This window comes from Flavicella sp. IMCC45537 (assembly GCF_057197705.1).
On the sequence record NZ_CM170067.1, the window covers coordinates 967,065 to 979,380 of the forward strand.

The following is a 12,316-nucleotide window of genomic DNA, read 5'->3' on the forward strand; positions in this document are numbered from 1 at the left end:
AATAAATGATTGAACCCTTTTCGATCTCAGGGTAGTCTAGTTGCTGTAATAGTATGTTCTAACCCCTATACCACAACAATATTTTCCAAACTACAACTGAAAAAAAAATCAACTAATATTAACTTACAAAAACTAACCTCAACTAAAAATTAGCTTTTGATATGAATCAAAATTAATAAAGTGATTAATCGAACAAATAAATACCTAAGTGAAATAACCTAAACCACAAATCAAATGACTTAGAATATCCTTGAAATAAAAATCCCTTTCACTATGGAAAGGGATTTTTATATATTACTTATGAGATTCTTCTTTTTCGTATCGCTCCATAATCGCGTCGATACTTTTTATAGATTTTTGAAGCCAGGCCAAATAAATTTCATCCGTTTCCTCTTCATTCAATTCCCAATCAATTTCTGCTTTTCTCATACGTGTGGAGACATCTTGTAATACGATTGCCGCAGCAACTGAAACATTCAAACTTTCTGTAAAACCATACATTGGTACTTTTAAATGACCATCTGCTTGTTCTAACATCATATCTGACACTCCTTCTTTTTCAACACCAAATACAAATGCTGATTTTTTAGTCACATCAAAATCACCCACAAATTTTGAAGACTCATGAGGGGTTGTTGCTATTATTTGATATCCCTTCGCTTTAACAGCGTCTATACAATCTTGTGTATTATGTATTTTATCGTTGTATTTATGAAAGGTCATCCATTTTTGTGAACCTTTTCCTACTTGATTAGACATATAAGTCTTGTACTTATTTTCAATAATATGGATATCTTGAATACCAAAAACTTCACAGCTTCTAGTGATTGCACTTGTATTGTGTTTTTGATACAAATCCTCTAAAATAACAGTAAAATGCCTCGTCCTTTCTTTTAAAACCTTTTTGAAAATCTCCTTTCTTTCTTCAGTAACGATATTCTCCAAATACTGAATTAACTTTTTAGTATCCATTACGTTTTATTTTTTAATAATTTCCGCTATTGAAGTATATAAATGACCTTTTGTCATAATTCCACCTTTTTCAATCAGTCCAAAAATCTCCTCATTTCTGTCTTTAGAATAATCTTTATGTGCATAAAAATATTCCAAACTAACATCGCCGGCATTTTTACTTAACCAATCAATTCCTGTTTTTTTCAAAAAATCTATTTCAGAGTTATTCGTTTTCACCATAATTCTTTCTATCAACGTTTCCTGACATTTGAACAAATTGATACTCGTTTTAGAATAATGTTCTACAAACTCAGTTTTAGTAAGTACATCATCCCATACTAAATCACTAAAAATATCCAACTCTTCCTGAGCCATTTCTGGCTTATCCTTTTTTATCGTTTGCCATTCTTTCGCATCAATCTTTTGAGAAGCCAAAAAACGTGCAAATTCTTCATGTAATTCTTCAAACTGTTCCTTCGTAAGTTGTCTATATTTCATAATATTAATAGGCTATAATTATTTACTATGCAATTGCATTAAATAGTGTTTCACACCATGTTCTGGGCTCGAGTAAACCTTTTTTGAATCCTCTTTTAAGAATTTTTTGGCCCCTTCCATGGAAGCCTGTGCCAAGAAAATAACATCGACTTGATCTTGATACTCTAAAATAGTATCTGCAATAGTCTTCGAATAGGCTTCAAAATCATCAGATTCATAATATTGCCATGCTGCAGAACAGTCAATATTTATCAGGCATATTTCTTTATTTAGATTTTCGGCTTGCGTTGTAAGTAAATTTTCACTTATTGCTTTTGTAGATTTTGCTGTATATGCTAATCCGATTTTTTTATATTCTTTTACCAAAAATGATGCGATAGGCAAATCTATTCTTTCAATAGTATCATTTACATCACACTCTGCCCCGTATGTTGAACAAGTACAAATTATCAACGCTGGATTGATCTTTTTTATTTTGGCTACTTCATCAGAAAATGTATCAGAATCTGTGCTTCCCTTTTCTAAAGCAGTGGTTAAAATCTCCTTATTTACAAAATGTCTAATCTCAACGTCCTGATCAAACTTCCTAACTAATTTTTCAAATTTATCAATATGGATGTCTGATGTATGTAAAAATGCTATCATTTATTTTTCTGTTGTTTGCAAATATCAGTTATCTGATTCATCCTAACAAATAAGGTACTTTATTTTGCAAAAAAAAATCCACCTACTCAAACGAGTGGTGGATTTTAATATGTGTGTAATTTAAATTACTCAGCAATGATTTCGAAAGAGATCTCAGCAACAACTGATCTATGCAATCTTACAGATGCATTGTATTTACCAGTTCTTTTGATCAATCCACCAGTAACTTTGATGAATTTTTTCTCAATTTCAACACCACCTTTAGAAATTGCTTCAGCAACATCTATGTTAGAAACAGAACCAAATAATTTAGTTCCTTCACCAACCTTAGCAGTAATTTTAATTTCTAATCCTTTGATTGCTTCTGCTACTTTTGTAGCCTCTTCTACAACTTTAGCTTCTTTAAAAGCACGTTGTTTTAAGTTTTCAGCTAATACTTTTTTAGCAGATCCTGTTGCTAAAACCGCATGTCCTTGAGGAATTAAGAAGTTTCTTCCGTACCCGTTTTTTACAGCTACGATATCATCTTTAAATCCTAAGTTTTCTACGTCTTGTTTTAATATAACTTCCATGTCGTATCTACTTTATTATTTTAATAAATCTCCAACATAAGGCATTAATGCCAAGTGACGAGCTCTTTTGATTGCTACAGACACTTTACGTTGGTACTTTAAAGATGTTCCTGTTAAACGACGAGGTAAAATTTTACCTTGCTCATTTACTAAATACATTAAATAATCTGCATCTTTAAAATCAATGTACTTAATTCCATTTTTCTTAAATCTACAATATTTAGATTCTTTTTTAGTATCGATATCTAACGGAGTAAGGTATCTTACATCACCTTGTTTTCCTCCTTTTGCTTGTTGATCAATTGACGCCATAATTCTTATTTTTTAGCAGATTTAACACGTTCTCTTCTTTTCTCAGCCCAAGCAGCAGCATGTTTATCTAACTTTACAGTCAAATAACGCATAACGCTATCATCTCTTCTGAATTCTAATTCAAATGCAGCTAAATTAGCTCCTTCTAAATTAAACTCAAATAAGTGATAAAAACCACTTTTTTTCTTTTGGATTGGGTAAGCTAACTTCTTAAGTCCCCAGTCTTCTTTGTGAATCATCTTGGCACCTTTAGAAACAAGATAGTCCTCAAACTTCTGTACTGTTTCCTTTACCTGAACATCAGATAAAACGGGATTCAAAATGAAAACAGTTTCGTAATGATTCATAATAATATTATTTAAAATTATTTTTAAGGCTGCAAATATAGAATTTATTTCTAAATAAAACACGGTAAAACCTCAAATTTTACACAACAGATAACTTCCTCTACAACAGTAGATTTACAAAATTATTGAAATAAAAAAATCATTCCTTTTAGAAGAAACGATTTTAAACAACGTATTAATAGAAATATTCTTCTCTATAAAAGAGAAAATTAATTATCAGAGTTCACAGGAACATCAGTTATCTCAGTAGAACCATATGTAAAACCACCTACTCCATTCCAGCTATCATCAATATCCATATAAGCTGTAAAGTCCTGTAAATAACTTCCAATTGCTGGAGGTGGAACTGAAACTACATATTGTCCCTTTAAAGATACAATTTTAGTTACTTTTCCATATCCTGTATATCTAATGTTTCCAGTTACATGAACTTGGATAGGCTTTGCGTCGATCGCTTGTGTAATTTCTACTACACCTGAAACTGTATTCGTTGCAGCTACTACCACTAAAGAAAAATGTGCAATAGGTGCTCCTGGCAACCCAACATTTCCAATTGTTCCTTTTGTTAAATATGCAGATGCAATGTTTGTTTTCGATTCAGTTACTGTACTCATAGCGTTTGATTTAATAATTTAATTGTTCCTACTCTATTTTTTTGGTTTTTCGGAATACACCAATTCAAAAGAAATATTTGTAGCTACACTAGAAGGTTTCCTTCTATATTTCTTTCACTAAACTAGCTTTATAAGCTCTATAATTTTTCTTTAATTCCATTAGCGCTAAAATTTAGGAATAAGCGTTTTTTTATTTGGTATGAGAAAGTTTCTTATTTGATTATTCTTCCCTCTTTATATGGTCAGTATTTTTGGAAATCTTATTTTTGAACAAAATATATCTTATGCACCCAATTGTAAACCGATTTCTAAAATACATTCAAATAGATACGCAATCAGACCCAAACAACCCTGATTTTCCAAGTACCAAAAAACAATGGGATTTAGCTCATATTTTGGTTGATGAATTAAAGACCATCGGTATGCAGGATGTTTCTTTAGATGACAATTGTTATATCATGGCTACCCTACCCAGTAATATTGACAAGGAAGTACCTACCATTGGTTTTGTAGCTCATATTGATACGAGCCCTGATTTTTCCGGAACGAATGTCAATCCACAAATACACGAAAACTATGATGGGAAAGACATCGTGCTAAATAAGGAAAAGAATATCATTTTATCTCCGGATTATTTTGAAGATCTACTTTTATACAAAGGTCAGACACTTATCACCACAGATGGAACAACTTTGCTTGGGGCAGATGACAAAGCCGGTGTTACTGAAATTGTTTCTGCTATGGAATATCTTATAAAAAACCCACAAATAAAACATGGAAAAATAAGAATATGCTTTACCCCTGATGAAGAAGTTGGAAAAGGAGCACATTTGTTTGATGTTGAAAAATTTGGGGCAGAATGGGCCTATACCATGGACGGAAGTGAAATTGGTGAGTTAGAATATGAAAATTTTAATGCTGCAGGAGCCACCGTCACTATCGAAGGTAAAAGTGTACACCCTGGTTATGCAAAGGGTAAAATGATTAATTCAATTCTAATTGGAAATGAATTTGCTGCCTTGTTACCTACCAATGAAGTTCCGGAACAAACCACTGGACATGAAGGATTCTTCCATTTACACACCTTTTCCGGGGATATTGAAAAAACTGTTTTAGAATATATCATTCGTGATCATGATTTTGAATTATTTGAAAAACGTAAGAAAACAATATTAGAGTTTGCTGAAAGTATCAATAAAAAACACAACTCCAATATCATCTCGATTGAAATAAAGGATCAATATTTCAATATGAAAGAAAAAATAGAACCTGTTATGCATATTGTTGATATTGCAAAACGCGCCATGGAGCAGGTAGAAATAAAACCTATTATTAAGGCCATACGGGGAGGAACTGACGGTTCTCAGTTATCCTTCAAAGGGCTACCATGTCCAAATATTTTTGCAGGTGGGCATAATTTTCATGGAAAATACGAGTATGTTCCTGTTGAATCTATGATCAAGGCAACTGAGGTGATTGTCAAGATTGCAGAAATCGTAGGAAATACAGAGCAGGTTAATTCTTAACAACTCCCAACAATTTTGGTTCCCTATAATCCACTCATAATCAAACACACAATTTGTTTAGAATTAAACAATCTGTATTATTTTGATAAAATCAATCAAAAAGACTTTCTATTTTAAAGAATAGTTGAATCTTTGCACCAGAATATAAACACAATAAAAATGAACAATCAATTACTTTTATCTTTAGTAGAAAAATATGGAGCACCGCTTTATGTTTACGATGCAAACAAAATTGAATCACAGTACAATCGTATGATGAATGCTTTTTCTGGAGTCAAAAACGTAAAGATAAACTATGCGATAAAATCAAATACAAACCTTAATGTTTTAAAAGTTTTAAATCGATTGAATTCTGGTACTGACTGTGTTTCCATACAAGAAGTAAAATTGTGTATACATGCAGGTTTTGATGTAAAAAATATTTCTTACACTCCTAATGGTGTTTCCTATCAAGAGATTGTTGAAGCGAAAGATCTAGGTGTAAAAATAACCTTAGACAATTTATATAGTCTTGAAAAATTCGGATCAGACTTTCCAGATTATCCTGTTGCAATTAGAATGAATCCACATGTAATGGCTGGAGGAAACGCTAAAATTTCAGTAGGTCATATTGATTCTAAATTTGGAATTTCAGTTTCTCAAATTGATGCTATTCTAGAAGTAGTTTCTAAGACAGGGATGACAATAAATGGTGTGCACATGCATACTGGATCTGATATTTCTAATTTAGAAGCTTTTGTTGAAGCTACTGAAATTTTACTAGGAATTGCAAGACAGTTTAAGACCATAGAATTTGTAGATTTAGGTAGTGGTTTCAAAGTTCCTTACAAGCCAGGCGATAATGAAACAGACCTTGAAAAATTAGGGGTTTTATTAGGAGACAGCTTTAATAATTTCTGTAAAGAATACGGAAAAGAATTGACCTTGATTTTTGAACCAGGGAAATTCCTTGTAAGCGAATCAGGAAAATTCTTGGCTACAGTAAATGTAATCAAAGAAACACCTAATATTACTTTTGCCGGTATTGATAGTGGTTTGAATCACTTGATACGCCCAATGATGTATGATGCCTATCAACATATCACAAATATTTCTAACCCTGATGCTGAGGAGCAAGAATATTCTGTAGTAGGTTATATTTGCGAAACTGACACCTTTGGTGCAAAAAGAAATTTAGGAACCGTATCAGAAGGAGATGTTTTATGCATTCACAATGCAGGTGCTTACTGCTTTTCAATGGCATCCAACTACAATTCTAGGTTTAGACCAGCTGAAGTAATGATTTACAACGGTAAGGACTATCTAATTAGAGAGAGAGAAACTATGGATGATATTTTAAGAAATCAAATAGAAGCAAACTTTTAAAAAAGTATAATTCACAAAAAAAGGCGCTATAATTATAGCGCCTTTTTTATTGTTAAAACTAACTTAGTTATGCTCGATAAAATGCATTAATACCTGTTTATTTTTCATCAACTCAATTTGTTTGTCAGTACTACCATTACTTCTTTGCACGGCAGCATCAAAAATATGACTCAAATACAAAGGTGATTTTATACTGCTGTTTTTAAAACTTGGAGCCGTATGACAAGAAAAACAATTTGCCAAAGAACTTACCTTTACTGAATCTAAACTCGGTTCAAAAGTCTGTGTAAAAGTCTCCATTGTAGCATTTGCACAATTCGTAGAACCTCTTAAAAGTCCTAATTCATCCTTCCCTTTGGGCTCTGCTGAGTCAATGTTATTGCCTAAGCCAACGATCATTCTTCCTTGATCCTCTGCAGTTTTATAATCCTCCGTATCTAACCATACAGCACCATTACAGAAATAATTTTTGAAAACATCATTTAAGTTGTCAGCAACACATCTATTAATATCTTTGATATTATTTAAATTGCTAGGCTCGCTTTGCGATGTCTTCATAAAAGAACCATCTTTATTTAAAGGAACTCCGTAGGCAAATAGCTCATAAGCCTCATAAGGTGTTGGTTTCCTTTTGTTTTGCGGAAACAAAATCCCATCAATTCCGGTTGTACTTCCTTTTTTGAACAACAATTTTTCATCCGCTGAAGTCGCTTTATTTTTTGGAAAATCATAGGCAACTGTCATTCCTTTGTGCTGGAATGTTGCCCAAACAAACTCTGGGTGATTCTCAACAACTCCAACAACGTGCATTCCTAACATTGCTACATTTTTCACAGTAAAAGTCTTACCTCCATCTCTACTTATAGCACCAGCAGTTACGTAATAATCAGCAACCTCCTGTTTTGGAAGCGCAGCAACTTCAATCCAAGAAACCTTTAACTCTAACGATCCTACTGGAAACCCTTTGTAATTTACAACAGAGTCCAACTTGCCTTTATCCATTTCATTAATATACTTATGAGCAGCATCCATCATGATCGGACTTGTATGTAAAGAATATAAAACTTCGAAAGAGGTATTATCTAAATTATAATTTGGATTACTTTTCAAAACTTCATTGGAGCATGCTTGCTGATTGTAAATCAAATGTAGATTAGCCCCTGCTCTAGTTTTTATTTCTCCCATAGCATCATCAATTGCGATAATTCTATCTTCTACTAAAAATAGAGGTAATGTATCTACAACATATAACGGTTTCGGTTTAGCCCCATCCATCAAATTAATCTTTCTAGTAACTTCTATAGGTTTAGTCAACCATAAAAATTTTTGCCAAGACCATTTGTAAAAATCTAAATTCGTTACCGTTTTACCATTTGCAAACGGACTATCTTTTCCCTCTTTTGGAGCCGGGGTATTCTTGTGAGGAAACCAGCTCGGCTCAGCAATACAACTTAGCTCTGTTTTTACTTCGTTATAAATTTTCTGCTTTTCCTTTTTGTTACAGGCAACAATACTTAGAAATATCGCAACCATGAATAAATTTAAATTGTTTGTTAATCTGTTCTTTTTCATAATAAATTTAATATATGTAGAATCCAAAGATATTTTTTCTTCCATCTTTAATTTGCCCTAAGTCGTTGTTGTAATATATCCTAGCATAACCGTATAAATTCTGAGCACAAAAACAATAATTGCATAAAATAAAGATCCGAATAGGCATTTTCATAAACTCAAAACCTTCCCTATAAAACCACTGATTTTCTTCAAAAACTAGGAGATTTTTTTTTTCACTATTCAAAGCGCCTTTTTAATAGATTTCTGTATATTTGCAGCATGATTTTTTCAAAGAAAAATACATATACTACATACATTCCTAATTCTTTAGGAAATATTTCTATGTTCACTACTGGAAATACTACTACCCTTTGGGGTTAATCCATTATACATATCAAAAAAATCCTATGTCTAAAAAGTTAGACTTAACTTATAGCACGGGTAAAAAACACAAAGAAAATACAAATACTCTCTTTTAAATGAGAGTTATAAAAAATAAAAAATGAAAGTTTTAAAATTCGGAGGAACTTCGGTAGCAAATGCAGAAAACATATCGAAGGTAATCAATATTCTTAATGAAAGTTCTCAACAAGAAAAATTAGTGGTAGTTGTATCTGCCCTTGGAGGTACCACAGACACCTTACTTGAAGCTGGAGACCTTGCGAAGAACGGAGATAGTTCCTTCACGGCAAGCTTTGAAGCTATTGAAAAAAGACATATTGAAGCAGTACGTTCGTTGATTCCTATCGACAAACAATCTGGTGTTCTTGGAGGTTTGAAAAAAATCTTAAATGAATTACAAAGCACTTTGGAAGGAATTTCTTTGTTGAAAGAATTTTCTGACAAAACCCATGATAAAATTGTAAGTTTTGGTGAAAGACTTTCTTCTTTTATTGTAGTAAATGCATTAAAAGCAAAAGTAGAAAATGTAGATATCAAAGATAGTAGAGAATTAATTCTTACAGACGATAACTTTACCCAAGCTTCGGTGGATATTGATACTACTTCTAAAAACATCGTTTCATTTTTTAAAGAAAATAATTCTCAAATTATCGTGATGCCTGGATTTGTTGCTGCAAACAAAGAAGGAGAAACAACAACTTTAGGACGTGGAGGATCTGATTATACTGCTGCAATTATTGCTTCTGCTCTAGATGCTTCCATTTTAGAAATATGGACAGATGTTAGCGGAATGTACACAGCTAACCCTAAACTAGTAAAAGGAGCTTACCCAATTGCTGCTATTTCGTATCAAGAAGCTATGGAATTATCTCATTTTGGAGCAAAAGTTTTGTACCCTCCTACGGTACAACCTGTGCTTAAAAAAGAAATTCCAATGGTGATTAAAAATACCTTTGATGCAGAAGCTCCAGGAACTTATATTTCAAAAAACAACAATGAAAGTAAAACCTTGATTAAGGGAATTAGCCATATCAACGGTGTAAGCTTAATCACCCTTGAAGGAAATGGAATGATTGGAATACCTGGTTTTTCTAAGCGTTTATTTGAAACTTTATCACAAGAGAAAATAAATGTAACACTAATCACACAAGCCTCTTCAGAACATTCAATTTGTATTGGTATCAATGATTCAGATGCTTCGAAAGCGAAACAAATCATTGACGAAGCTTTTGCTTACGAAATTGCATTAGGAAAAGTAGAGCCTCTTCAAGTAGAGAGTGGTTTAGCGATTGTTGCCTTAGTAGGAGATAACATGAAAAATCACCAAGGAATTAGCGGTACTATGTTCAGTACTCTAGGAAAAAATAATGTTAATATTAGAGCGATAGCACAAGGTGCTTCTGAAAAGAATATATCAACAGTGATTGCAAGCAAAAACATAAAAAAAGCATTAAACTCTTTACATAATGAGTTTTTTGAAAACCAAGTAAAAAACCTAAACTTATTTGTTGTAGGAGTAGGTAATGTTGGTGGTAAATTAATTGAGCAAATTGAAGCTCAAGAGCAATATTTACTTGAAAAACTACAGTTAAAAGTAAATGTAATTGCTTTGTCTAACTCTAAAAAAATGCTTTTTAAAGAAGAAGGTATTGATCTTTCTGATTGGAAAAATGATCTTTTAGAGAACGGTGAAGCCCTAGATTTAAATCAATTTCATGCCAATGTGATAGATTTAAATTTAGCGAATAGTATATTCGTTGACAATACTGCTAATTATGATATCGCTCAATTATATGCTGGTTATCTAAAAGAAAGTATTGCCGTTGTTACTTGTAATAAAATTGCAGCTTCTTCTGATTACGAAATTTATGCTGAATTAAAATCTTTATCACAGGAATACAATGCGCCTTACTTGTTTGAAACAAATGTTGGTGCTGGGTTACCTATCATTAATACACTTAATAATCTAGTTTTATCTGGTGATAGAATTCATAAAATTCAAGCTGTAGCCTCTGGTTCTCTTAACTTCATTTTTAATTCGTTTGTTGGAGATGGAGATTTTGCCAAAATTGTTGATGAAGCAGGTGCACTTGGTTTTACAGAACCTGATCCAAGAATTGACCTAAGCGGTGTAGATGTTGCTCGTAAAATTTTAATCTTAGCCAGAGAAAGTGGTACAAAGATGAACTTAGAAGATATTGAAAATATTTCTTTCCTTCCTAAGGCAAGTTTAGAAGCGGATTCTATTGAAGACTTTAAGAAAACTTTGATTTCAGAAAAGGCACACTTCGAGGCAATCAAAGAAAAAGCAGCTGCAAATAACGCAGAATTAAAGTACGTTGCTGAATTTGTTGATGGAAAAGCAAATGTATCCCTTCAAGAAGTTGATAGTAAGCATCCTTTCTCTAATCTTCAAGGAAGTGATAATATTGTACTTTTCTTTACAGAAAGATACCCAGAGTACCCACTGATCGTTAAAGGTGCTGGTGCTGGTGCAGATGTTACGGCATCTGGAATTTTTGCTGATATTATTAGAATTGGTAGAGGATAACAAACGTATAATAATTGACATGGAAGAAATAAAACTATTCTGTACTGCTACTATTGCCAATGTATCTTGTGGTTTTGATGTATTAGGACTTGCTTTAGACAACGTTGGTGATGAAATGATCATTAGAAAGGTTGCCAAGAAAGGAGTTACAATCACTAAAATTGTTGGACAAGATTTACCTTTAACAACTCATAAAAATGTAGCCGGTGTTGCCGCATTAGCCCTTTTATCAAAAGTTGATACTGAATTTGGTTTTGAAATAGAAATTTACAAGAATATCAAACCAGGTAGTGGAATTGGATCAAGTGCAGCGAGTAGCGCTGGTGCAGTATTTGGAATAAATGCGTTATTAGGAAAACCATTCTCTAACCACGATTTGATTGAGTTTGCTATGCAAGGGGAACGTTTGGCTAGTGGTGTTGCCCATGCAGACAATGTGGCTCCTGCCCTATTGGGTGGTTTTACACTTGTAAAAAGTACAGAACCTTTAGAAGTTTTAAAGATACATACACCATCAGAATTATATGCAACTGTAATTCATCCTCAAATTGAAGTTAAAACTTCAGATGCTCGTGAAATACTAAGAGGATCCGTTCCTTTAAAAACAGCTATCAAACAATGGGGAAATGTGGGTGCACTTATTAGCGGCTTATACACAGAAGATTACGGACTTATTGGTCGCTCTCTGCAAGATCACATTGTTGAGCCTATTCGATCTATTTTAATACCTGCATTTGACGCAGTGAAAGAAGATAGTATTAAAGCTGGTGCTTTGGGAGCAGGTATCTCAGGCTCTGGACCTTCTATTTATGCACTTAGCCAAGGTAAACAAACCGCTGAAAAAGTAGCAGAAGCTATGAAAAACGTATACGAAAATGTTGGTATTGACTATGATGTTCATATTTCAAAAATCAACACAGAAGGAATAAAAATAATTAAATAAACTTCACTTTTAACGAAGTTCACCGAAATTAAC

12 protein-coding genes are annotated in these 12,316 nt (G+C 32.8%); 4 read left to right on the plus strand and 8 right to left on the minus strand.

Going from position 1 to position 12,316, the window contains the following annotated elements:
• Window positions 1-294: 294 nt before the first annotated feature.
• From AC2DGP_RS04520 to AC2DGP_RS04550, 7 genes are all read right to left on the minus strand, one after another.
• On the minus strand, window positions 295-972 hold the full coding sequence (locus AC2DGP_RS04520) for a TrmH family RNA methyltransferase (RefSeq protein ID WP_484491833.1): 678 nt from the start codon (window positions 970-972) through the stop codon (window positions 295-297).
• A gap of 6 nt (window positions 973-978) precedes the next feature.
• Complete coding sequence (locus AC2DGP_RS04525) at window positions 979-1,452, minus strand: DUF6495 family protein (RefSeq protein ID WP_484491834.1); 474 nt, start codon at window positions 1,450-1,452, stop codon at window positions 979-981.
• A gap of 18 nt (window positions 1,453-1,470) precedes the next feature.
• Window positions 1,471-2,097, minus strand: a complete 627-nt coding sequence (locus AC2DGP_RS04530) for a hypothetical protein (RefSeq protein ID WP_484491835.1) — start codon at window positions 2,095-2,097, stop codon at window positions 1,471-1,473.
• A gap of 125 nt (window positions 2,098-2,222) precedes the next feature.
• The gene (gene rplI / locus AC2DGP_RS04535) at window positions 2,223-2,669 is read right to left on the minus strand and encodes a 50S ribosomal protein L9 (RefSeq protein WP_484491836.1); all 447 of its coding nucleotides are present in this window, start codon (window positions 2,667-2,669) and stop codon (window positions 2,223-2,225) included.
• A 15-nt stretch (window positions 2,670-2,684) separates the two neighbouring features.
• Window positions 2,685-2,981, minus strand: a complete 297-nt coding sequence (rpsR, locus tag AC2DGP_RS04540) for a 30S ribosomal protein S18 (protein ID WP_300320598.1) — start codon at window positions 2,979-2,981, stop codon at window positions 2,685-2,687.
• Window positions 2,982-2,986: 5 nt separating this feature from the next.
• A complete protein-coding gene (rpsF, locus tag AC2DGP_RS04545) occupies window positions 2,987-3,328 on the minus strand; it encodes a 30S ribosomal protein S6 (protein ID WP_152287384.1) in 342 nt (113 codons plus the stop codon).
• A gap of 209 nt (window positions 3,329-3,537) precedes the next feature.
• Window positions 3,538-3,942, minus strand: a complete 405-nt coding sequence (locus tag AC2DGP_RS04550; protein WP_484491837.1) for a DUF1842 domain-containing protein — start codon at window positions 3,940-3,942, stop codon at window positions 3,538-3,540.
• Window positions 3,943-4,226: 284 nt separating this feature from the next.
• On the opposite strand from AC2DGP_RS04550, the gene pepT reads away from it, so the two are divergent.
• A complete protein-coding gene (gene pepT, locus AC2DGP_RS04555) occupies window positions 4,227-5,468 on the plus strand; it encodes a peptidase T (protein ID WP_484491838.1) in 1,242 nt (413 codons plus the stop codon).
• A gap of 159 nt (window positions 5,469-5,627) precedes the next feature.
• The gene (gene lysA / locus AC2DGP_RS04560; protein ID WP_484491839.1) at window positions 5,628-6,833 is read left to right on the plus strand and encodes a diaminopimelate decarboxylase; all 1,206 of its coding nucleotides are present in this window, start codon (window positions 5,628-5,630) and stop codon (window positions 6,831-6,833) included.
• 63 nt (window positions 6,834-6,896) lie between these two features.
• Here lysA and AC2DGP_RS04565 read toward each other — a convergent pair whose 3' ends face one another.
• Entirely contained in the window at window positions 6,897-8,405 is a 1,509-nt protein-coding gene (locus AC2DGP_RS04565) for a hypothetical protein (protein WP_484491840.1), read from the minus strand.
• Between the two features lie 484 nt (window positions 8,406-8,889).
• On the opposite strand from AC2DGP_RS04565, the gene thrA reads away from it, so the two are divergent.
• Window positions 8,890-11,340, plus strand: a complete 2,451-nt coding sequence (gene thrA / locus AC2DGP_RS04570) for a bifunctional aspartate kinase/homoserine dehydrogenase I (protein ID WP_484491841.1) — start codon at window positions 8,890-8,892, stop codon at window positions 11,338-11,340.
• Window positions 11,341-11,359: 19 nt separating this feature from the next.
• Window positions 11,360-12,283, plus strand: a complete 924-nt coding sequence (locus tag AC2DGP_RS04575) for a homoserine kinase (protein ID WP_484491842.1) — start codon at window positions 11,360-11,362, stop codon at window positions 12,281-12,283.
• Window positions 12,284-12,316: the final 33 nt, after the last annotated feature.

Excerpts from the sequence above, each read along its gene's own strand:
- AC2DGP_RS04520 (WP_484491833.1), bottom strand. The coding sequence starts at position 972 with ATGGATACTAAAAAGTTAATTCAGTATTTGGAGAATATCGTTACTGAA.
- AC2DGP_RS04525 (WP_484491834.1), bottom strand. The coding sequence starts at position 1,452 with ATGAAATATAGACAACTTACGAAGGAACAGTTTGAAGAATTACATGAA.
- AC2DGP_RS04530 (WP_484491835.1), bottom strand. The coding sequence starts at position 2,097 with ATGATAGCATTTTTACATACATCAGACATCCATATTGATAAATTTGAA.
- rplI (WP_484491836.1), bottom strand. The coding sequence starts at position 2,669 with ATGGAAGTTATATTAAAACAAGACGTAGAAAACTTAGGATTTAAAGAT.
- rpsR (WP_300320598.1), bottom strand. The coding sequence starts at position 2,981 with ATGGCGTCAATTGATCAACAAGCAAAAGGAGGAAAACAAGGTGATGTA.
- rpsF (WP_152287384.1), bottom strand. The coding sequence starts at position 3,328 with ATGAATCATTACGAAACTGTTTTCATTTTGAATCCCGTTTTATCTGAT.
- AC2DGP_RS04550 (WP_484491837.1), bottom strand. The coding sequence starts at position 3,942 with ATGAGTACAGTAACTGAATCGAAAACAAACATTGCATCTGCATATTTA.
- pepT (WP_484491838.1), top strand. The coding sequence starts at position 4,227 with ATGCACCCAATTGTAAACCGATTTCTAAAATACATTCAAATAGATACG.
- lysA (WP_484491839.1), top strand. The coding sequence starts at position 5,628 with ATGAACAATCAATTACTTTTATCTTTAGTAGAAAAATATGGAGCACCG.
- AC2DGP_RS04565 (WP_484491840.1), bottom strand. The coding sequence starts at position 8,405 with ATGAAAAAGAACAGATTAACAAACAATTTAAATTTATTCATGGTTGCG.
- thrA (WP_484491841.1), top strand. The coding sequence starts at position 8,890 with ATGAAAGTTTTAAAATTCGGAGGAACTTCGGTAGCAAATGCAGAAAAC.
- AC2DGP_RS04575 (WP_484491842.1), top strand. The coding sequence starts at position 11,360 with ATGGAAGAAATAAAACTATTCTGTACTGCTACTATTGCCAATGTATCT.